Source organism: Micromonospora sp. NRRL B-16802 (genome assembly GCF_001279555.1).
Lineage (GTDB): Bacteria > Actinomycetota > Actinomycetes > Mycobacteriales > Micromonosporaceae > Micromonospora > Micromonospora profundi.
Genome location: NZ_LGEB01000097.1, coordinates 264,297 through 284,937 on the forward strand (window position 1 = coordinate 264,297; position 20,641 = coordinate 284,937).

17 protein-coding genes are annotated in these 20,641 nt (G+C 73.0%); 13 read left to right on the forward strand and 4 right to left on the reverse strand.

Going from position 1 to position 20,641, the window contains the following annotated elements; genetic code table 11:
- The first annotated feature begins 47 nt into the window (after positions 1-47).
- The 6 genes from ADK66_RS26680 to ADK66_RS26705 all read left to right on the forward strand — a co-directional run bounded on the left by ADK66_RS26680 (position 48) and on the right by ADK66_RS26705 (position 6,079).
- Positions 48-1,082 carry a cytochrome P450 gene (locus tag ADK66_RS26680; protein ID WP_231640206.1) on the forward strand — a complete coding sequence of 345 codons (1,035 nt, stop codon included), beginning with the start codon at positions 48-50 and terminating at the stop codon, positions 1,080-1,082.
- The gene (locus ADK66_RS26685) at positions 1,079-1,903 is read left to right on the forward strand and encodes an isocitrate lyase/phosphoenolpyruvate mutase family protein (RefSeq protein WP_053659996.1); all 825 of its coding nucleotides are present in this window, start codon (positions 1,079-1,081) and stop codon (positions 1,901-1,903) included. The genes ADK66_RS26680 and ADK66_RS26685 overlap by 4 nt, the downstream gene beginning before the upstream one ends.
- A 167-nt stretch (positions 1,904-2,070) precedes the next feature.
- Entirely contained in the window at positions 2,071-3,042 is a 972-nt protein-coding gene (locus ADK66_RS26690) for a DUF5715 family protein (protein ID WP_053659998.1), read from the forward strand.
- 4 nt (positions 3,043-3,046) lie between these two features.
- Positions 3,047-4,636, forward strand: a complete 1,590-nt coding sequence (locus ADK66_RS26695; RefSeq protein WP_053660000.1) for an asparagine synthetase B — start codon at positions 3,047-3,049, stop codon at positions 4,634-4,636.
- 78 nt (positions 4,637-4,714) lie between these two features.
- Positions 4,715-5,542, forward strand: a complete 828-nt coding sequence (locus ADK66_RS26700) for a MerR family transcriptional regulator (protein ID WP_053660003.1) — start codon at positions 4,715-4,717, stop codon at positions 5,540-5,542.
- Between the two features lie 63 nt (positions 5,543-5,605).
- Positions 5,606-6,079 carry a DUF1203 domain-containing protein gene (locus ADK66_RS26705; RefSeq protein ID WP_053660005.1) on the forward strand — a complete coding sequence of 158 codons (474 nt, stop codon included), beginning with the start codon at positions 5,606-5,608 and terminating at the stop codon, positions 6,077-6,079.
- 22 nt (positions 6,080-6,101) lie between these two features.
- Here the strand turns inward: ADK66_RS26705 and ADK66_RS26710 are convergent, their stop codons facing one another.
- Together ADK66_RS26710 and ADK66_RS26715 are read right to left on the reverse strand one after the other, a co-directional pair.
- Positions 6,102-7,349 (reverse strand): SLC13 family permease, encoded by a 1,248-nt coding sequence (locus tag ADK66_RS26710; RefSeq protein WP_053660008.1) that lies wholly within the window; start codon positions 7,347-7,349, stop codon positions 6,102-6,104.
- A gap of 202 nt (positions 7,350-7,551) precedes the next feature.
- Positions 7,552-8,997 carry an LVIVD repeat-containing protein gene (locus ADK66_RS26715; RefSeq protein WP_053660010.1) on the reverse strand — a complete coding sequence of 482 codons (1,446 nt, stop codon included), beginning with the start codon at positions 8,995-8,997 and terminating at the stop codon, positions 7,552-7,554.
- Positions 8,998-9,134: 137 nt separating this feature from the next.
- On the opposite strand from ADK66_RS26715, the gene ADK66_RS26720 reads away from it, so the two are divergent.
- The 4 genes from ADK66_RS26720 (at position 9,135) to ADK66_RS26735 (ending at position 14,383) form a co-directional block, all read left to right on the forward strand.
- Positions 9,135-9,833 carry a DUF305 domain-containing protein gene (locus tag ADK66_RS26720; RefSeq protein ID WP_053660012.1) on the forward strand — a complete coding sequence of 233 codons (699 nt, stop codon included), beginning with the start codon at positions 9,135-9,137 and terminating at the stop codon, positions 9,831-9,833.
- 32 nt (positions 9,834-9,865) lie between these two features.
- Positions 9,866-11,104 (forward strand): sensor histidine kinase, encoded by a 1,239-nt coding sequence (locus ADK66_RS26725; protein ID WP_053660014.1) that lies wholly within the window; start codon positions 9,866-9,868, stop codon positions 11,102-11,104.
- Positions 11,101-11,766 (forward strand): response regulator transcription factor, encoded by a 666-nt coding sequence (locus ADK66_RS26730; RefSeq protein WP_053660016.1) that lies wholly within the window; start codon positions 11,101-11,103, stop codon positions 11,764-11,766. The genes ADK66_RS26725 and ADK66_RS26730 overlap by 4 nt, the downstream gene beginning before the upstream one ends.
- Before the next feature lie 145 nt (positions 11,767-11,911).
- Entirely contained in the window at positions 11,912-14,383 is a 2,472-nt protein-coding gene (locus tag ADK66_RS26735) for an ABC transporter permease (protein ID WP_053660018.1), read from the forward strand.
- Positions 14,384-14,476: 93 nt separating this feature from the next.
- On the opposite strand, the gene ADK66_RS26740 is transcribed toward ADK66_RS26735, so the two are convergent.
- Both ADK66_RS26740 and ADK66_RS26745 read right to left on the reverse strand, forming a co-directional pair.
- Complete coding sequence (locus ADK66_RS26740; protein ID WP_053660020.1) at positions 14,477-15,739, reverse strand: nucleotide sugar dehydrogenase; 1,263 nt, start codon at positions 15,737-15,739, stop codon at positions 14,477-14,479.
- Between the two features lie 95 nt (positions 15,740-15,834).
- Positions 15,835-17,208 (reverse strand): serine/threonine-protein kinase, encoded by a 1,374-nt coding sequence (locus ADK66_RS26745; protein ID WP_082377683.1) that lies wholly within the window; start codon positions 17,206-17,208, stop codon positions 15,835-15,837.
- A 361-nt stretch (positions 17,209-17,569) separates the two neighbouring features.
- Here ADK66_RS26745 and ADK66_RS26750 point away from each other — a divergent pair, with 361 nt between their 5' ends.
- The 3 genes from ADK66_RS26750 to egtA all read left to right on the forward strand — a co-directional run bounded on the left by ADK66_RS26750 (position 17,570) and on the right by egtA (position 20,548).
- Complete coding sequence (locus ADK66_RS26750) at positions 17,570-18,379, forward strand: RNA polymerase sigma factor (RefSeq protein ID WP_231640207.1); 810 nt, start codon at positions 17,570-17,572, stop codon at positions 18,377-18,379.
- Between the two features lie 16 nt (positions 18,380-18,395).
- Positions 18,396-19,160: a hypothetical protein gene (locus ADK66_RS26755; protein WP_053660025.1), complete on the forward strand. Its 765-nt coding sequence runs from the start codon at positions 18,396-18,398 to the stop codon at positions 19,158-19,160.
- A 152-nt stretch (positions 19,161-19,312) separates the two neighbouring features.
- A complete protein-coding gene (gene egtA, locus ADK66_RS26760) occupies positions 19,313-20,548 on the forward strand; it encodes an ergothioneine biosynthesis glutamate--cysteine ligase EgtA (RefSeq protein WP_053660121.1) in 1,236 nt (411 codons plus the stop codon).
- Positions 20,549-20,641: the final 93 nt, after the last annotated feature.

The window sequence follows — 20,641 nt, forward strand, 5'->3', positions numbered from 1 at the left end:
CGGACTGTTCGGTCGGGGGCGAACGGTTCGGGTCCTACGGTCGGGCGGTGACCGACACCTGGCCCGTCATCGCGCCCGCCGCCGCAACGCCGGCATGTGGCCCACCCTCGTTCGCGCCTGCCCGTGGCTGGTGGGTAACCCGCCACGTCGACGTCCGGGCGGCGCTCACCGATCCGGCCTTCCAGGTGCCGGCCGTCGACACCGGTCCGGTCGGCACGCTCGCCTGGCTGCGCTCCGAGGTCAGCCGGTTCAGCCCGCCGCAGCGCCACGCGGGGCGGCGGGCGATCGGTGTGGACGCGTTGGCAGCCCTCGATCCGGACGACCTGCGACACGAGGCGGGCCGCCTCACCACCGGTGTTCTGGACGCCGCCGGTGACAGCCTCGACGTGATGCGTGACCTGGCCCGGGCGGTGCCGCTGCGGGTGCTGGCACGGCGGCTCGACTACGCCGACCCGGTCGCCGCCGCGTCGGCGGTCGCTGTCGTGGCTGCCGCATACCACCCGGGGGTCGACCCGGCGCTTGTCGAGCGGGCCGACCGGGCGGTGGCGGGATTGCTGACTCTGGCGCCGGCCGGCCCGCCGGAGGTGCGCGCGAACCTGATCGGCCTGCTCGTCCAGGCGTGCGACGCGACCGCCGGTCTGATCGGCGCCGCCACCCACCATCTGCTGGCACCGGCCGCGCCGAACCCGCCCGGGGCTCTGGAGACCGCCGACATGCTGTCCGAGGTGCTCCGGCTCGACCCGCCGGTGCGGGCCACCCGTCGGGTGACTGTCACCGGTGTACGCCTGGGCGGTCGTCATCTTCCGCCGGGCAGCCCGGTGCTGCTGCGCTTCGACGCGGCCAACCGCGACCCACGGGAGTTCACCGACCCGGAGGCCTTCCGTCCGGGCCGGCCCGGAGCGCGGATGGTGACCTTCGGCGCGGGGGAGCGCGGCTGCCCGGGTGACCGGCACGCCCTTGCCCTCGCCGCCGGGGTGTTCGACGTGCTGCGGGAGCGGTGCCGGCGTACCGATGCGGTGCTGCGGCACGAGCCACACCTCACCCTGCGCGTGCCGACGAGCTTGGAGGTGACCGTCCGATGACCGGAACCACTGCCCACACCGAGCGGCGTGCGGCGTTCCGTGCCCTGCACGACGCGGGCCGGTCCGGCCGGCCGCTGCTGCTGCCCAACGCCTGGGACCACGCCTCGGCGGCGGCCCTCGCGGCACGCGGCCATCCAGCGATCGGCACCACAAGCCTCGGCGTCGCCGCGGCCGCCGGTCGACCGGACGGCATCGCGGCCACCGCCGCCGAGACGCTGGCTCTGGCCCGCCGGATCGTTCGGCTGCCGGTGCTGCTCACCGTCGACGTGGAGGCCGGGTTCGGCGACGACCCCGCGACCGTCGCCGGGTACGTGTCGGAGCTGGCCGGGCTCGGCGTGGTCGGGATCAACCTGGAGGACGGACGCCCCGACGGCACCCTCGCCGACCCCGACGGCACGGCCGACACGATCGCGGCCGTGAAGGCGGCCGTACCGGACCTGTTCGTCAACGCCCGTACCGACGCGTGGTGGCTGGGCGTGGCAGACCCGCTGCCGCAGGGTCTGGCCCGCGCCCGGATCTACCGGTCAGCCGGAGCGGACGGGATCTTCGTGCCCGGCGTCGTCGACGAGGTGACGCTGCGTGTCCTCACCGGGCGGATCGACGCGCCGGTGAACGCGCTGTACCAACCGGGTGGGCCGAGCGTGGCCGAGCTGGGCAGCGCCGGGGTCGCCCGGGTCAGCACCGGCTCCCTGCTGTTCCGCGCCGCGTTGGCCGCCGCGCTCGACACCGCCGACGTGGTGCGCTCCGACGGGGTCGTCGACCCGGCGGGCCTTCTGTCGTACGCCGAGGTGCAGGGCCTGGCGACGGCGGCCGGTGCCTGACGGCGCGGCCCGCCTGACCCGCTCCCGTCTGTCGCACCTGCGCCGCCTCGCCCTGCCCGCTCCCGTTCGGGGCAGATAGGAGGATTGTTCGGTCCATGCCGGTCCCGATGATTACGGTGTGTTTCAGGGCGATCTGCCAGTGCCGTGACCGGAGAAGGGACCCCGTCATGCGAGTGCCCAGTCGTAGCCCGGGACAGCAGCCCGGCACGCCCGCGTCGCCCACCGCGCCGGCCCGCCGCCAGCCCTTCGGCAGCAGCCCTCGACGGCTTACCGCCGCAGCCGCACCCGACCTCGCCGCCTACCGGGCGGCCGTGGCCGAACTGCTCGTCGAGGTGGGCGCCCTGGCCGACGCGGCCAGCACCCGGGCCCGGCAGGTGCTCATCGACCAGCGGCTGCGCGAGCCCGCCCTGGCGGCGGTGCTCGACGCCACCCCGCAGGGTCTGCTCGGTGCGCGCGAGACGCTGCTGCTGGAGATGGCCCGCTACCAGCCGAACGACCGCACCTCGGCGCGGGACCTCACCGCGCTGGTCCGCATCTACCTGCTCTCCCGCATCGACGTGCTGTGGTGGCAGGACGCGCCGGTGTTCGTCACCGACGACCAGGTCAACGGCAGTGCCGAGCTCGTCGACCTGGAGTGGCTGCGCCGCCGTGACCTGCTGCGCTTCCGCTACCAGGAGCAGCCGGCCACCGTGCTGGGCCGCGCGGCGCGGGGGCTGCGCCGCCGACTGCGGCCGGACGCGACACCGCGCACCGCCGGACTGCTGTTCCGGCGCGCCCGGCGGGAGGTTGTGGCGCTGCTCAACGACCTCGGGCGGGAGTTCGCCGCCACCGCGCCCCCGGCCACGCCGCCACTGTGGGTGACAAGCCTTGTCCGCAGTACGGAGCACCAGTACCGCCTGCGCCGCCTGGGCTACGCGGCGATGCTGCCCAGCGGGCACTGCCTCGGCTACTCCGTTGACGTCGAACTGGCCTGGTTCGAACGGTTCGGCGCGCGGGAGGCCCTCGCCGAGCTGCTGCTGGCCCGGCAGGAGGCCGGAGAGCTGAACGTGATCGACGAGGGCCAGGCCTGGCACCTGTGCCTGGCACCCACCGCCCGGCGTCGACTGCGCCGGGCGTACGAGGCCGAGTTGGGGGTCTGAGCCCGTGTGTGGCATCGCGTTGAGTATCGGCACCGAGGCTGACCCGGCCACCTTCCGGCGGATGCTCGCCGCCCTCGCCGCCCGAGGTGAGGTCACCGAGACCCGCTCCGAGAACGGGCTGCTCGCCGGCACCCGCCGACTGCGGATCGTGGACCGGGATCGGGCCGTGCAGCCCTGGACCTCCACAGACGAGCGCTTGTTGCTCTGCTTCAACGGCGAGATCTTCAACCATCGGGAGCTGCGCGCCCAGCTCACCCGCCTCGGGCAGGTGTTCCGTACGCACAGCGACACCGAGGTGCTGCTCGCCGCGTTCCAGCAGTGGGGCGAGGCGGCGGTGACCCGCCTGCGCGGCGAGTACGCGTTCGCCATCGTCGAGCGGGCCACCGGCCGGGTGTACCTGGCTCGGGACCCGCTCGGGGTGAAGCCCCTGTACTGGTCGCGGCGACCCGGCTGTCTGCACGTGGCCTCCGAGGTCAAGGCGCTCGTCGGGCACCGCGCCCCGATCGTGGAGGTGCCGCCGGGGCAGCACGGCTGGGCCGAGCCCGACGGGCAGGTGCGCCTGCGCCCGTACGTCGACCTGCTCACCATCGGTGAGGGGTTGCCGGTCATCGACGACCCGGACGAGGCCACCCTGCTTGTCCGCGCCGCGTTGACCGACGCCATCCGGATGCGGGTGGACACGGACCTGACAGTGGGGGTGGTGCTCTCCGGTGGGCTGGACAGCTCGCTCACACTGCGGCAGGTGCGTGACATCCATCCGGACTGTGTGGCGGTGACCGTCGGCGTGCCGGACAGCCCCGACGTGACGTACGCCAGGCGGCTCGCCGCCGACCTCGACGTCCCGCACGTGGTTGTCGAGCTGCGCCCGCGCGACATCCGGCTGGCCGACGTGCGCGAGGCCATCCGGATCTCCGAGCTGACCGAGTACGGCGACATCATCAACGCCGTCGTCTCGGTGCCGATCTTCCGGCGGCTGCGGGATCTGGGCGTCAAGGTGGTGCTCACCGGGGACGGCTCCGACGAGCTGTTCGGCGGCTACTCGATGTATCACCAGGTCGACCCGGTCGCGTCCCGGCGGCTGTTCCTGCATCGCATCCGCAACCTGTGCCGCACCGAGTTGCAGCGGGTCGACCGGGCCGCCATGGGCCACGGCGTGGAAGCTCGGGTGCCGTTTCTCGACCTCAGCGTCGTGGAGTTGGCGATGCGGCTGCCGCTGGACCTGAAGCTGCGCGACGGTCAGGAGAAGTGGATCGTCCGCCGGGCGTTCGCCGACGTCCTGCCCGACTATGTGCTGCGGCGGCCCAAGAACCCGATGTCGTACTCGTCAGGGCTGCACGAGCGCGTCCGCCTGTACAAGCCGCTGTTCGCCCGCATGCACCGCGCGTTCGGCTACGACCTGCTGGAGCCGGTCCGCCGGGACTTCGACACGGTGCTGAGCCGGTGCGGCAACGACCTGGACCGGGCCATCGCCGACGGGATGAACCGGCCCGACTACACAGTCCTGGAGCACGCCCGCGACCTGGTCGGTGCGGCCAAGTGGAACGCCGCGCCGATGGTCCGCAGGCTCGTCGGCCCGCGCCCACCCCGCCGCTGAGCGGTGCCTCCACCGGGCCGCGGGCCGGTGCGGTGCGCTTGACTCTGACACGATGTCAGGGGCGAGTGTGGGGGGACCATGTTCACCATCGGAGACTTCGCCAGACTCGGCCGGGTGTCGGTGCGGATGCTGCGCCACTACGACAGCATCGGGCTGCTCCGCCCGGCAAGCGTCGACCCGCACACCGGATACCGGTTCTACCGCGCGGACCAGTTGCGCCGGCTCAACCGGGTGATCGCCCTCAAGGACCTGGGTCTCACTCTCGACCAGGTGCGGGCGATCCTCGACGACGCCGTCGACGTCGCCGAGCTGCGCGGCATGTTGCGGCTGCGCCGCAGCCAGCTGGCCGAACAGCTGGCCGCCGACACCGCGCGGTTGACCGCCGTCGAGGCGAGGCTCCGCATGATCGAATCGGAGGGTCGGATGACCACCCAGGACGTCGTACTCAAGGAGATCGCGCCGGTCCGCCTCGCGGAACTGACCGCCGTCGCACCCAGCTACCAGGCCGAGGACATCGGCCCGGTGATCCAGCCGCTCTACCCCGAGCTGTTCGGCCGGTTGTCGGCTGCCGGTGTCACCCCGACCGGGCCGGCCATCGCCTGGTACGAGCCCGCCGACCCGGAAGGCGACGCCGTCGTCGTCCACGCCGGGGTCATTGTCGACGCCGAGCCGTCCGCGACCTTCGACGTCACGATGCGGGAGCTGCCCGGGCTGCGCAGCGCGGCGACCATCATCCACCACGGCGCGATGGACGACGTCGAGTCGAGCATGCAGACGCTCGCCCGGTGGATCGATGAGAACGGCTACCGCACCGACGGGTTCGCCCGGGAGCTGTACCTGGAGTATTGCCCGGACACCCCGGAGAAGGGCATCACCGAACTCCAGCTCGCCGTGTACCGGGACTGATCCGCCCAGCGCCAGGTCCGATTGCCGCCAGCGTCCGTGCGGCCGCCGGGCAAGGCTGGACGGATGACGAACAGCTCATTCCGCATCCACGCCCTCCCGGCCGCAGCGCTCGACACCGTCCGCCGTACCGGCCGCGACGCCGCCGACCGACCGGTCGAGGCGCTCGCGGCCGGTGGCGGGGAACCGCTGCGCTGCTGCCTGCGCGACGCCGAACAGGGGGAACAGCTGCTCCTGTTCGGTTACGCGCCGCCGGTCGCTGCCGGCCCGTACCGGGAGGTCGGCCCGGTCTTCGCGCACGCCGCCGCCTGTCCGGGCCCGGACCCCGCGGGCGTCCACCCGCCTGCGTGGCGGGGACGACCCCAGGTCCTGCGGGCGTACGACCGGCAGGGCCGGATCTGCGGCGGCCGGTTGCACGACGGTACGGACCCGGAGGCGGTGATCGTCGAGCTGCTCGCCGACCCGGCGGTGCACCAACTGCACAGCCGCAACGTGGTGTACGGCTGCTTCATGCTCGCCGTGCAGCGGTCGGCCGTGTGACGCCAGCGCGACCGCTCGCCGCTCAGCTCACCAGCAGCAGCGCGCCGACCGCGGCGAGCGTGCCGGTGACGGCCAGCAGAGCGCTGCTCAGCACGAACCGGCGCATCGGCACCGTCACCCCGGCCGCCCGGCACCGCTCGAACCAGAGCAGTGTGGCCAGCGACGCCCAGGGCGCGGCCAGCGGGCCGATGTTGGTGCCGATGAGCAGGGCCAGCAGACGGGTCTCGTCGCCGGCAGGCAGCACCGACTCGCCGGCCAGGTACGCCGGCAGGTTGTTGACAGCGTTGGCCAGCAGCGCCCCGGTGCCTCCGGCGCGCAGCGCACCGGCCGTCCCGCCGTCGGTGCCGAGCAGCCGGGCCACCAGGTCGTCCAGCCCGTGGCGGCCCAGGGTCTGCACCACCAGGAACAGGCCGGTGACGAGCAGCAGCAGGCGTACGGGCACCAGGGCGGGACGCAGTGTGGCGGGGGAGCGGACGAGGAATCCGACGAGCACCAGCGCGAGCGCGACGGTGGAGGCGACACCGATCTCCACACCGGCGAGGATGCCGGCCACGAACAGCATGCAGCCCGCGAGGGCGGTGCGGTACAGCACCGGGTCGGCGGGTACGTGCCGGGCGGGTGGGACGAAGCGCCCGCCGACCGGCCGTTCTCGCCGCCACCAGGCGTACCAGAGCAGCGTCATGGTGACCGCCACGGCGGCGGCCTGCGGCAGCGCCATCCGCGCCGCGTACGCCAGCGGGGGTAGCCCGACCCGGTCGGCGGCCAGCAGGTTGGTCAGGTTGGACACCGGCAGCAGCAGGCTGGCGGTGTTCGCCAGCCAGACCGTGGTGACGGCGAGCGGGCCGGCCGGGACGCGCAGGCTGCGGGCCAGCGCGAGCAGCACCGGGGTGAGCAGCACGGCGGTGGTGTCCAGGTTGAGCACGAGGGTGGTGGCCGTGGCGAGGCCGCCGCAGAGCAGGAACAGCGCCGCCCAACTGCCACGCGAGGCGCCGGCCAGCCGGCTGGCCAGCACGTCGAAGACGCCGGCCACGGCGGTCAACTCGGCGAGCACGATCACGGTGCCGAGGAAGAGCAGCAGCGGCAGGACGCGGTGCAGGGTGGCGGCCGTCTCCGCGCGGGGGAGCAGCCCGCCGAGCGCGCAGGCCGCGCCGGCCACGGCGAGGACGGCAGCTACCAGGTCGAGCGGATGGGGACGCCAGCGCCGGGTCGGCCCGGGTGGGGGGAGGGGCGCGTCGGAGAGGGGCGCGACGGCGACGGCGACGGACTTCACGTCTGACCACGTTCTCACCAACGCCGGTCCGGCGCCCGCGCTGGCCCCGTCGTGGTGACCAGTCCCACCAGCGCACCGGGTGCTCGCCTGCCGTCCGGCAGCGGCACACCCGTACCTCTGGAACGTGGCCGGGCCCGGCCCCCGAGGTTCGGGGACCGGGCCCGGCGTCCTGCGCGGTGCCTGCCAGATCAGTGCGTAACGACTACCAGCTCAGGTAGCTGGGCTGGGTCTGCACGTTGAGCTCCTTGTACTTGACCAGCTTGGCGGTCCAGGTGCGCCAGTCGTTCAGCTCCAGGACGTCCAGGCCCTTCACCATGTCGTTGGAGTAGATGTACCCGTTGTAGTAGTACGCCGACCAGGTGCCACCGCCGACAAGCGTGTCGGCCGAGAGCGGACCGCGCTCCCAGAAGGCGATCTCCTTCGGCTTGGCCGAGTCGGTGAAGTCCCAGACCGAGATGCCGCCCTGGTACCACGCCTGGACCATGATGTCCCGCCCGAGCACCGGGATCAGCGAGCCGTTGTGCGCCACGCAGTTCTCGGTGTCCGCGTTGTTGCGGGGGATCTTGTAGTAGCTGCGGAAGTTCATCTTCCGGGCGTCACCGCGACCGGTGATGTCGTAGATGGCGTCCGCGCCCCGGTTCGGGCCGATGGCTTCGTTGCAGGTCGCCGCGCCGCCGCCACCCAACTCGTCGGTGAAGATCACCTTGGTGCCGGAGTTGTTGAACGTGGCCGAGTGCCAGAACGCGAAGTTGGTCGTGTCCCGCACTCGGTTGAGCACCCGGGGCGCCTCCCGGTTGCGGATGTCCATCAGGATGCCGTCACCCATGCAGGCGCCGGCGGCCAGGTCCTTCTCCGGGTAGGCCGTGATGTCGTGGCAACCGGTGGTCGCCGAGCCGCTCGTGCTGCCCGGGAAACCGCCATCCGGGAACAGGTTCGGCGTGGCGACCACGGCAGCGTCGGTGGGCTTCTTCAGCGGCACCTTGACGATGGAGATGGAGTCGTGCGGCGGCTGGCAGTCGGGGAACTCGGCCCGCGGGCTGTACGACGAGACGTACAGGTAGACCGCCTTGCGGTCCTTGCCCGGCACCAGGGTGTGGGTGTGCGAGCCGCAGGCCGTCTCGACGGACTTGATGTACCGCGGGTTGGCCTTGTTCTTGATGTCGAAGATCTTGATGCCCTCCCACGACTCCTTCACGCTGGCCGCCTGCGTAGTGCTGTTGCAGGAGTCGTCGCTGCGGGACGAGTCGGTGGAGAGGAAGAGCAGGTCACCGTGGACGGAGATGTCGTTCTGCGACCCCGGGCACAACACGCGCGACGTGACCTTCGGCGCGCTGGGCCGCGAGATGTCGTAGATGACGAAGCCGTTGTAGTTGCCCGCGAAGGCGTACTTGCCCTGGAAGGCGAGGTCGCTGTTGGTCCCGTCGAGGGGCGCGACCTTCGGGATGTTGGCGATCTGGCGGAGGTTGGGGCTGCTCACGATCTCGTCGACGCCGGGGATCGTGTTGGCGGCAGCGGGCGCCGGAGCCGACTGTGGAACGACCTGGGCGCTGCTTGCCGGTGCGGTGAGGACGCTGGCGACGAGGAGGCCGGTGGCGGCGAGCGCCACGATCCGAATCTGTCGGAACTGTGGTTTGTGGAGTCTGATCATCGGCGGGGCCCTTCGCACGGGGGAGACGATGTGCGCACATTACCGCCGGAAGAAGAGTGTCGATGTGAGCCGCGTCACATCACAACGCCTTTGTCAATGGATAGCATCGCGACTACCTCGACCCCAGGGAGTGGCCCATGACGAGTCGGCGCGCACGGTTGCTGGCGCTTGTCACACTGGTGCTCCTGCTGCCCGTGGTGGCGTTCGTCGTCCTCCGCGCACGGGACACCTCCGGGACGTCCGCCGCGCAGCCGGTCTCGGCACCCACCGCCGCGCCGACCGTCAGCCCGGTACCCACCGACCTCACGGTCATCGCACCCGGCCGGCCCGGCGAGCCCGCGGCCACCCGGCCGGCCCACGAGGTCCGCGACGCCGGCGCCGCCCCACACAACTCGTTCGACGTCTGGTTCGTCCGGATGATGATCCCGCACCACGCGCAGGCCCTGGAGATGGCACAACTGGCGCCCGACCGCGCCGCCAACCCGGCCGTCCGCGCCCTCGCCGACCGGATCCGGGCGAGCCAGGGCCCGGAGATGGGCCTGATGCGCGGCTGGCTGAAGACCCGTGGCATCCCGGAGGACGCCCCGGGGCACGACCACGGCACCATGCGCGGGATGCAGTCACCGGAGGCGTTGCGGCAACTGGCCGCCGCCCGCGGGGCCGAGTTCGACAGGCTCTTCGTCCGGATGATGACCGAACACCACGAGGGTGCCATCGAGATGGCCACCAACCTCCTCAAGGTCGGCTCCGACCTGACGCTCGGCGAGTTCGCCAACTCCGTCGCCACCGAACAGACCGTCGAGATCGACCGCATGCGCCAGGCCCTCGCCGGCTGAGCGAAAGGGCGGCCAGCCAGCGCGTACGCTGGGTGACCGTGAGTCGCACGCTGTTCGGTCGCCCGCTGCGCGGTGTCGCGTTCGACGTCGCCGTTTCGGCCGGGGTGCTGCTCTTCGGTCTTGCCGGGGCGACCAACCAGCCGGGCGGCTGGGCCGCCAGCGGCGTTGGAGCGGCGATGGCCGTGGCGCTGCTGTTCCGCCGCATGCACCCGTGCGCGGTGACAGTGGTGGTCGGGACGCTCGCCCTGTTACAGGTGATCGCCGGGTGGGGTCCGCTCGCCTTCGACGTCGCCGTCCTGATCGCGCTCTACAGCGTGGTGAAGTACGGCAGGCGCCTGCGCGACGGTGTCCTCGCCGGCGCGGTGGCCGCCGTGGGTGTGCTGCTCGCCGCCGCGCAGACCCCCGCCGGCATCAGCTGGTGGGGCACCGCGATGTGGTACGCGCTTGTCACCGGAGCGGTGTGGCTCGTCGCGCTGAACGTGCGCACCCGCCGGCTGTACGTGCTCAGCCTGGAGGAACGCGCCAACACCCTGGAACGCGAGCGGGAGGCCGAGTCCCGGGCGGCAGTCGCCGAGGAACGCACCCGGATCGCCCGCGAGCTGCACGACGTTGTGGCGCACAGCATGGCTGTGATGATCGTGCAGGCGGACGGGGCACGGTTCATGCTCGACCGCGACCCCGAGCAGGCGCGCACCGCCGTGAAGCCCGAGCAGGCGCGCACCGCCGTGAAGGTGGTCGCCGACACCGGTCGGGCGGCGCTGGAGGAGATGCGGCGACTGGTCGGGGTGCTCCGCGATGCCGGCCCGTCCGACGCCGGCGGGTCGGCGGTGGTGTCCGACCCGGAACACCGCCGCCTCGCCCTGGCCGAGTTGCCCGATCTGCTGGCCCGGTTCCGCGACGCCGGGCTGCGCGTGCGCGACACCGTCACCGGTGACGCGCCGGCGCTGCCGCCCGGCCTGGAGCTGACCGTCTACCGGGTGGTGCAGGAGGCGCTCACCAACGCGCTCAAACACGCGGGCGTCGGCGCCGACGTCGAGGTGACCCTCGCCTACACCGACGACGTCGTCGTGGTCCGGGTCGTCGACGACGGCCAGGGCCGCCCGGCCGTGGGCCCGGCGCCGTCCGGTGGGCACGGCCTGCTCGGCATGCGCGAGCGGGTGACTGTGTACGACGGCACCCTCACCGCCGGCCCCCGACCGACCGGGGGCTGGCAGCTGGAGGCCCGGCTACCGCTACGGTCGGAACCCGCAACGGAGGTGATCGCGGCATGACGGTCCGGGTGGTGATCGTGGACGACCAGGCGCTGGTACGCGCCGGGTTCCGGATGGTGCTGGACTCCCAGCCCGACCTGGAGGTGGTCGGGGAGGCCATCGACGGCGCCGACGCGCTGCGCGTGCTCGCCCGCACCGAGGCCGACGTGGTCGTGATGGACATCCGGATGCCCACCATGGACGGGGTGGAGGCGACCCGCAGGCTCTGCGCCGAGCGTCCCACCGGCCCGCCCCGGGTGCTGGTGCTGACCACCTTCGACACCGAGGCGGACGCGTTCGCCGCGCTCCAGGCCGGGGCGAGCGGCTTCCTGCTCAAGAATGTCCCACCGGAGGAACTGCTGGCGGCGATCCGGGTGGTGGCCCAGGGCGACTCGGTGGTCGCGCCGTCGATCACCCGTCGGCTGCTGGACCGCTTCGCCGGCCAGCTTGGCGCCGGCCCCACCGCCGACCCCCGGCTGGCGCAGCTCACCGACCGGGAACGCGAGGTGCTGCTGCTTGTCGCGCAGGGGCTCTCCAACGCCGAGATCGCCGCGAAGGTCCACGTGGCCGAGGCGACCGTGAAGACCCACGTCGGTCGGATCCTGGCGAAACTCCAGCTCCGCGACCGCGTCCAGGCAGTGGTGCTTGCCTACGAGAGCGGACTGGTGACCCCCGGCCGGTGACCTGACGTACGACCCGGGGCGTATGGCCGGCGGGCCGAGGGCTACTCAGGGCGTACGCGGGTCGAGCGCGCAGGTGGAGAACGATCGGAGCGCACCGGCCATAGCGTCGAGGGGACCGATCCACGCCTGTACCGGGAGCCTCTCCATGATCCGAATGACGCTGCGCTCGCTGCGCGCCGAAGCCCTGCGCATGCTGCTCTCCGCGCTGGCCGTCGTGCTCGGCGTCGCGTTCATCGCTGGCACTCTGATCTTCGCCGACGGGATGCGTGCCGGCGCGTACGACCGGGCCGGTGTGTTCGACAGGCACACCGACCTCGGTGTCTATCCGCGCGGCGACACTCCACTGCCGGCCAGCCTGGTCGAGCGGGTCCGGGCTGTCGACGGGGTGGCCGCGGCGGCCGGGGAGTTGACCGGCACGGCGGGGATTCTCGGCGTCGACGGCCGGCCGGTGCTCGGGTTCGCCGTGCTCGCCGCCATCCCCACCGAACCAGCCCTGCGCTCGTACGACGTGGTCGCCGGCAGGCTGCCCGACAGCGCCGGGGAGGTGGTGCTCGACGCGCCCACAGTTGCCGAGGAGGGCTTCACCCTCGGCGCCCCGGTCCAGATCGGCGGCACCGGTGGCGCCGCCCGCCCGTACACCCTTGTCGGGACCGTCGACGTGGCCGGCACCATCCGCGACGTCGGCGGACCGTTCATCGGTCTGGTCGGGTCCGACGCCCTCGCGGTCACCGACGGGCGCGGCTACGGCCGGATCATGGTGGCGGCGCGGGCCGGGACCTCCGGTGCGGCGCTTGCCGAGCGGGTACGCGCGGCCGTCGGCGCCGACGTCGAGGTGAAGGGCCGCCAGCAGATCCTCGACGACGCCGTCGACGACGCGGTCCGTGACCTCAACCAGTTCACGATGCTGCTGCTCACGTTTGTCGGTGTCGCGGTGGTGGTGGCCGGCTTCGTGATCGCCAACACCTTCGCCATCGTGCTGGCCCAGCGCACCCGGCGGACCGCGCTTCTGCGCCTGGTCGGCGCCACCCGGGGGCAGGTCTTCCGGGCCGCCCTGCTGGAGTCGGCGCTTGTCGGGTTTGTCGCCTCCGCGCTCGGTGTGCTGCTCGGTGTGGGCCTCGCCGCCGCGATGCGGCTGCTGATGTCCCGGCTGGACGTGCCGTTCACCGGCGGGCTGACAGTGGCCGGCTCGACAGTGCTGACCAGCCTGCTCCTCGGCACCGCGCTCACAGTGGCCGCCGCGCTGCTGCCGGCCTGGCGGGGCACCCGGGTAGCGCCGGTGGCCGCGCTCACCGACGCCGCGGTGCAGCCCAGCCAGGGCGCCGGCCTGCTGCGACTGGCCCTCGGCGCGGTGGTGCTCGGCCTCGGCATCGCCACGCTTGTCGGTGCCGCCAGCGCTGGGCAGGTGCTGCTGGTGGCACTGGGCGGAGTGCTCGCGTTCTTCGGCATCGTGCTGTTCGGGCCGGTGCTCGTACCGGCGCTGGTCCGGGTGATCGGCTGGCCCGTCCGCCGGCTGGTCGGAACGACAGCAGGGCTGGCGGTCGAGAACGCGGTCCGTAATCCGCGCCGGGTCGCCGCGACCGCGACGGCCCTGGTCATCGGGATCGGGCTGGTGTCGGCGTTCGTTGTCGGGGCGCGCAGCACCAAGGACGGCATCGAGCGCAACGTGGACGCCCAGATCGGTACGGACTTCGTGGTCACCGGCATCGGGCAGGACCTGCCCGCGCTGCTCGCCGCCGAGCTGGCGGCACTGCCGGAACTGGGCGTTGTGCACGAGCAGCGCACCATGATCAGCGACGACGTCCGGATCCGCACCGCCCATCCGGCGCTGGCCGGCCGGACGCTCAGCGGCGACGTCGGGCGGCTCGGGCCGGGGCAGGCGCTCGTGCACAGGGAGTTGGCGCAGGCGCGCGGCTGGCAGGCGGGCTCCCCGCTCACCATCGCGGGACGGTCGTTCCAGGTGGGCGCTGTGGTCGCCGACGACGGGACCGCCCCGGTCGCCGGTGCCGTGCCCGCGGGACACGTCATCTACCTGACCGGCGCGGACTTCACTGCCCTCTTTCCCGACCAGCGGGGCTTCCTCGCCGAGATCGACCCAGCTCAGGGCGTGAGCGCCGAACGGGCCCGCGACGCGATCGAGGCGGTGCTGGCCCGCTACCCGACGGTCAACCTGCTGGATCAGGGCGCGTACAAGAAGATGCTCACCGGCACTGTCGACATGCTGCTGGCGTTCGTCACCGCGCTGCTCGGCCTCGCCGTGGTCATCGCCCTGGTGGGCGTGGCGAACACGTTGAGCCTCTCGGTGGTGGAGCGCACCCGGGAGAACGGCGTCCTGCGGGCGGTCGGGATGACCCGGAGCCGCATGCGGGCCATGCTCGCCGTGGAGGCGGTGCTGATGGCGCTGGTCGGCGCGGTGCTCGGCATCGGGCTGGGCACCGGGGTCAGCGCCGCGGCGATGGCAGTGCTCGCCCGCCTGGGTGGCGACTTCCACGTGGTGCTGCCACTGGGTCAGCTCGGGCTGATCCTCGGCGTCGCGGTGCTGGCAGCCCTGCTCGCCTCGGTGCTGCCGGCACGTCGGGCGCTCTCCCGACCCGTGGTCGAGGCGCTCGGCGAGCAGTGACCGGCGCCTCAGCGGCCCTGTCGGCAGGTGTCGACACCCGCCGGCCGGTCCCGCCGTCTTCCCCGGCGGCGGGACCGGCCAGCGGTGCCGGGCCTAGAGGCGCTCGACCATCGGGCCGACGCACCGGTTGCGGGTGTCGAAGACGTACCGGGCGTGCTCGACCACCAGGTCGTAGTCGAAGCTGTCGTGGTCGGTGACCACCACCACCGCGTCCGCGTCCCGCACCTCCCGCTCGGTCAACCCGACCACTGTGATCCCTGCCGGGATGTGGTGCGCCTCGGCGTACGGCTCGACGGCGTGGACCTCGGCGCCGAGCGCCCGGAGGCGGAGGGCCACGTCGACAGCGGGGGAGTCGCGCATGTCCCCGGTGTTCTTCTTGTACGCCAGCCCGAGCAGCAGCAGCCGAGCGCCGTTCACCGCCCGACCGTCCCGGTTCAGACCCGCCGTGATCCGCTGCGTGACGTGCTCGGGCATCTCGTGGTTGACGTCGTTGGCCAGCTCGATGAACCGGAACTGCCGGCCCAGGCGTCGCTTGACCTGCCACGACAGGTAGCACGGGTCGATCGGCAGGCAGTGCCCGCCGACACCTGGGCCCGGCCGGAACGGCAGGAAGCCGAACGGCTTGGTCTCGGCGGCCTCGATCGCCTGCCACACGTCGATGTCCAGGTGGTGCGAGAGCATTGTCAACTCGTTGATCAGCGCGATGTTGACCTGGCGGAACGTGTTCTCGATCAGCTTGGTCAGCTCGGCGACCTTTGTGGAGTCCACAGGCACCGTGTGCTCCACCAGGCGCTTGTAGAAGCCGTCCACCCGGGCCAGCGACGCCGGGTCCACACCGGAGACCACCTTCGGGGTGTTCTCCAGACGCCAGGTCGGGTTGCCCGGGTCGATCCGTTCCGGGCTGTAGCCGAGGTGGAAGTCACCGGGGCTGGTCAGCCCGCTGGCCGCCTCCAACAGCGGGCGCAGCAACTCCTCGGTCGTGCCCGGGTACGTGGTCGACTCCAGGATCACCGTGCAGCCCGGCCGCACGTACGGGCCGATGCCGACGCCGGCCTGCTCGACGAAGCTCAGGTCCGGGGTGCCGTCGCGCAGCGGCGTGGGGACGGTGATGACGCAGATGTCGAAGCCCTCGGCGTCGGTGTACTCGGTGCTGGGGTGGTATCGGCCGCTGCCCAGTGCCCGGCCCAGCCGATCGGTGTGGATGTCCTCGACGAACGACTCGCCCGACGCGAGCCGCTTCACGCGGTCGGCGTCGACGTCGAGGCCGACCACGTCGAGTCCGGCCTCGACGGCGCGCATCGCCAACGGCAGTCCGACGTACCCCTGGCCGATCACGACCAACTTCTCAGCACTCACGCAGGCTCCCGCAGCAGGTGGAAATGACCTGCTCAGAGCCTAGAGAGAAGAACGGCGACGTAAGTCCGTTTTGGGGATAGTGGTGCTCGTGGGAATCAGAGACCGGCCGGAGGAGCGTCCGGATCGGTCGGCGCGGTCGTGGTGGGCACCGGGTCGGGCGGGGCCTGCGTCTGCGTCGGCGCTGGCGGGACGCTCGGCGTGGTTGGCGACGTGCCGGGGGGACTCGCCGTCGGCGACGGGCTGGTGGCCGGCTCGCTGGGCTGCGTGCTCGGCGTCGGGGTGATCGAGGTCGAGGAGGTGGGATCCGGAGTGTTCGGCCGGCTCGGGCGGCCCGGATCCTCGGTGATCTGCTCGTTGGCCGCCGGCACCTCCACCTGCTCGGTCGGCCTCTGCGACGGTGCGTTGGTCGGTAGGTTGACCGCCGGCTCGTCGCCGGCGTTGCCCACCGCGCTCAACGCCGCCCCGAGACCGACGAGCGCGACAAGGACCGCTCCGGCCGCACCGACAAGCGGCCCGCGCCGCCGCCGCCGCCCGGACTCCGCCGCGGTCGCCACCGCCGCGCCGAGCGGCACGTCGGTGCTGGTGCCCGGCCCGGCCCCGCGCAGCGGGGCCGCCGACGCCATCGCCGTCGGCGGCTCGCCGCCGGTCACCGCCGTACGGGCTGCCTCGGCCATCGCCGAGCCGCTGCTGAACCGGTCGGCCGGATCCTTCGCCAGAGCCCGCGACACAAGGGCGCGAACCGCCTCCGGGATGTCGTGCGGCAACTCCGGCGGCTCGTCGTCCAGGTGCCGGACCGCCACCTGGAGGGGGTTGTCGCCGGTGAACGGCGGACCGCCGGTGAGGCAGCAGTACGCGACAGCGCCCAGCGCGTAGATGTCGGTGGCGCCGCTGACCGGGCGACCCGCAGCCTGCTCGGGCGCCATGTAGAGAGCCGTGCCCGGCACCGCGTTGGTGCTGGTGATGCTTGTCACGTTCGTCGAACGGGCCACGCCGAAGTCGACGAGGACGACAGTGCCGTCCTCCTGGACCAGCAGGTTGCTGGGCTTGACGTCGCGGTGCACGATGCCGCCCCGGTGCGCCGCGCTCAGGGCGTGGGCCGCCTGGGCCACGATCGACATCGTCTCGGCCACGTCCAGCCGACCGGCCGCCTCGATCCGCTTGGACAGCGGCTCGCCGTCGACGAACTCCATGACGAGATAGTCCGCCCGGCCGCCGGAGGGCAGGTCGTCCTCGCCGACGTCGTACACCTGGACGATGCCGGGGTGCCGCAGCGCCGCCATGATCCGTGCCTCGGCCCGGAACCGAGCGATGAAATCGGGGTCGGAGACAAGCGCCGGCAGCAGGACCTTGACCGCGACCTGTCGGCCGAGGACCAGGTCAGTGGCACGCCAGACGTCACCCATGCCGCCGGTGGCGACACGTTCGTCCAGGCGGTACCGCCCGCTGAGCACAACCTCCGATGACAACACAGCCTTACCGTACCCAGAGTGGCGCGGAACGGCGCGCCGCGACCGGTCGGCCAGGTGGCCGTCCTCACCGGCAACAGCGCCCCGACCTCTGTGGACGTGGCCGGTGTGTGACGCCACGACAGCATCCCGTGAGAATGTGCGACACAGTCCTGCGTGCCGCCGGCCCGATCGCCACCACTCGGCGCCCGCGACGGTGCGAAGCGTCCGTTCCGTACCGTCTGTTACGGCGGCACGCCGGTGGAGCGGCTTGAGAATTGTCACTCATCCGTGACACGGCCCCAACTTGTCGCCCCGGTGGTCCCCTCCTACCGTTAGCCCGGCTCGGGCCGCCCGGCGGGCAGCGCGTCGAGAGCTGACCACCGTGGCGCTGGCCCCGACACCTCGCCCGGCCGGCCCGGAGGCGGGCAGGATCGGACTTCGGCGGAGGGCGGTGCGGGTGCGGGAGCTGTCCCAGACGGTCACCGCCGCGCAGGCCGGGGACGAGGATGCCTTCCGCCTCCTCTACCGGACTCTCCAGCCGGGGCTGCTGCGCTACCTGACAGCCCTGGTGGGCGCGGACGCCGAGGACGTCGCCTCGGAGACCTGGTTGCAGATCTCGCGCGACCTGCCCAGCTTCACCGGCGGCGAGTTCCGCGCCTGGACGGTCACCATCGCCCGCAACCGGGCGATGGACCACCTGCGCCGGCTGCGCCGCCGGCCATCGCTGCCGGTTCCGGTGCAGGCGCTCACCGAGTTGGCCGGCGACGCCGACACCGCCGAACGGGCGGGCGAGACGATCGGCACCGAGGCGGCCCTGGCGCTCATCGCCACCCTGCCGCCCCGCGAGGCCGAAGCCGTCCTGTTGCGGGCCGTGATCGGACTGGACGCGGAGTCCGCCGGTCGGGTGCTGGGCCGGCGGGCCGGGGCCGTCCGCACCGCCGCGCACCGTGGTCTGCGACGGCTCGCCGCCCTGCTGGACCAGTCGGCGACGGCCACAGCGTCGCCCGCTGCTGTCGCGCTTCCACCGACGGTTTGCCCCTCGGCCGACGCCACGACCATGCCGAGGGCCGACACGACGGCCCGCTCGGCCGCCGAGGGTGTCGCGCCGGAGACGGTCCAGGCGTCGCCCGCACCCCGCACGCGGACCGGCAGCTCCCGGCCGACGTCGCAGGCCGAGCAGGCGGACGGCTGACGTGAGGGGATTCCCGATGAACCCGTACCGGCCGGATCGGCGTGCCGACCGCGCCGAGACCGAGCGACTGCTCGACGCGGCCCACGCCGAGGCGACGGCCGAAACTGCCTCGACCGAGCCGGTGGCCCGGCTGCTCGCCGCCGCTGCCGCGCCGGCCCGACCAGAGGAGTTGGCCGGTACGGAGGCCGCCGTCGCCGCGTTCCGGGCCGCCCGGGCCGCGGAGGGCGTCACCGCTGCGCCACCGGTGGCCCGCCGTCCGCATGGCCGCCGGTTGACCACCGGAGCGCTGGCCTGGATCGGCGCGGTGGCCGCGACCGCCACGGCGGGTGCCGCGTTCGCTGCGGCCGGCCTGGACCTGACGCCCGATCCGGAGCCGCCGGCACCCACCAGCGCGCCGTCCACCTCCGGCGGCACCGCGGCGTCGCCGTCGGTCGCGCCGAGCCGGCCGACGCCGTCGACCACGCGGCCCGGCGTGCAGCCCGCCCCGCCCACGCCGCAGGCCGGGGCGTCGCCGAACAGCCACCTGCACGGGTTGTGTCGCGCCTGGCAGGCCAAGAAGCCCGGGCAGCGGGAGAAGGCCCTGCGGACGCCGTCCTTCCAGCGGCTGGTGACCGCCGCCGGAGGGGCCGCCGAGGTCGAGGCGTACTGCCAGCGGCTGGTGCCGGAGGCGAAGCCCGGCAAGTCCACGCCGCCCACGCCGCCCTCTCCGCCCGGCCCGTCGACGCCGCCGGAATCGGCGAAGGTCAAGCCGTCGCGGCCGGCGGAGTCCAGCCCGGCCTGAGCGGCGACCGGCGGGGTTCGTTCCGCCCTGCACCGGGAAATTCGTCTGTTAGACAGGGGTTGGTGGCGTCGTCGACGCCGCGACGGTGTCACAGGGTGGATTTACGGTGGCAGAGTGTTTCGGACGTGGCGCACGCAGAGGAGGCACCCCTGGTGGTGACATCGCCCGAGTTGGACCGCAGCGCGATCCTGCGTGAGTCCGCTGCGGCGGGCCGGCACCTCGCCCGAATCTGCTTCAAGACCGGTCCGCCGACGCATACGGGTGTCGAACTGGAATGGACCGTGCACGACGCCGACGATCCCGCTCGGCCGGTCGACCTGAGGCGCCTGCGGGCGGCGCTGGGCCGACACAGCCCCGTCACGCTTGACGCGACGAGCCCCGCCGAGCCGCTGCGACACGGCGGCATGGTGACGCTGGAGCCGGGCGGCCAGCTGGAGATCTCCACCCCTCCGCGGTCCTCGACCGCCGCGCTGATCCGCGCCACCGAGGCCGACATCGCCCAGGTCACCGACCTGTTGGCCGCCGCCGGTCTGGTCCTCGGTCGCAGTGGCATCGACCCGCACCGCAGGCCCTGCCCGGTGCTGGAAACTCCCCGCTACCGCGCGATGCGCGATGCCTTCGACAGGCGTGGTCCGGCCGGCCGGACGATGATGTACAGCACCGCCGGCCTGCAGATCTGTCTCGACGCCGGCGAGCCCGACCAGGTGGAGGCACGGTGGGCGGCGGCCCACGCTGTCGGCCCGCCGCTGCTTGCGGTGTTCGCCTCGGCCGACCGCCACGCGGGCCGACGCACCGGTTGGGCCTCCGCGCGGATGGCCGCCTGGCTGGCAATCGATCCGGCCCGCACCCGTCCGGTCTGGGTGCCGGGTCAGGCCGACGACGATCCGACGGCCACCTGGATCCGGTACGTGCTCGCCGCGCCGTTGCTGTGCTTGCGCCGTCAGTGTGGCGACTGGGCGCCGCCGCCGGGCGTGACGTTCGCTGACTGGATCGACGGGGCACTGCCCGACCCGCCGACCACCGATGACCTCGACTACCACGTCAGCACCCTCTTTCCGCCTGTCCGTCCGCGCGGCTACCTGGAGCTGCGGTATCTGGACGCCCAGCCGGGCGGGTCCTGGCGTCTGCCGCTTGCGGTGCTGAGCGCCTTGTTCGCCGATCCCGGCACTGTGCGTGCGGCGTACGCGATCGGTGCCCCGACGGCGCACCGGTGGTCGGCCGCGGCCCGGCAGGGCCTGGCCGACCCCGAGCTGGCCGCCGCGGCGGCGGAGCTGCTCGACCTGGCTCTGACCGCACTGCCCCGGCTGGAGCTGCCGGGCGGCATCCACGACGAGATCCGTGCAGGAGTACGGCGGCGGTTGGCCGCCACAGAAAGGGGAGTCCGGTGACCGCGAGGAGTGAGCCGGGGTTGCGAGCCCCGCAGTCGGGAGCGGAGGGCGGCGCGGTGACCGCGAGGAGTGAGCCGGGGTTGCGAGCCCCGC

What these genes read in the sequence shown, in the direction of transcription:
- ADK66_RS26685 (WP_053659996.1), top strand. Translation starts at nt 1,079, where the DNA reads ATGACCGGAACCACTGCCCACACCGAGCGGCGTGCGGCGTTCCGTGCC.
- ADK66_RS26690 (WP_053659998.1), top strand. Translation starts at nt 2,071, where the DNA reads ATGCGAGTGCCCAGTCGTAGCCCGGGACAGCAGCCCGGCACGCCCGCG.
- ADK66_RS26700 (WP_053660003.1), top strand. Translation starts at nt 4,715, where the DNA reads ATGTTCACCATCGGAGACTTCGCCAGACTCGGCCGGGTGTCGGTGCGG.
- ADK66_RS26705 (WP_053660005.1), top strand. Translation starts at nt 5,606, where the DNA reads ATGACGAACAGCTCATTCCGCATCCACGCCCTCCCGGCCGCAGCGCTC.
- ADK66_RS26715 (WP_053660010.1), bottom strand. Translation starts at nt 8,997, where the DNA reads ATGATCAGACTCCACAAACCACAGTTCCGACAGATTCGGATCGTGGCG.
- ADK66_RS26720 (WP_053660012.1), top strand. Translation starts at nt 9,135, where the DNA reads ATGACGAGTCGGCGCGCACGGTTGCTGGCGCTTGTCACACTGGTGCTC.
- ADK66_RS26730 (WP_053660016.1), top strand. Translation starts at nt 11,101, where the DNA reads ATGACGGTCCGGGTGGTGATCGTGGACGACCAGGCGCTGGTACGCGCC.
- ADK66_RS26735 (WP_053660018.1), top strand. Translation starts at nt 11,912, where the DNA reads ATGATCCGAATGACGCTGCGCTCGCTGCGCGCCGAAGCCCTGCGCATG.
- ADK66_RS26755 (WP_053660025.1), top strand. Translation starts at nt 18,396, where the DNA reads ATGAACCCGTACCGGCCGGATCGGCGTGCCGACCGCGCCGAGACCGAG.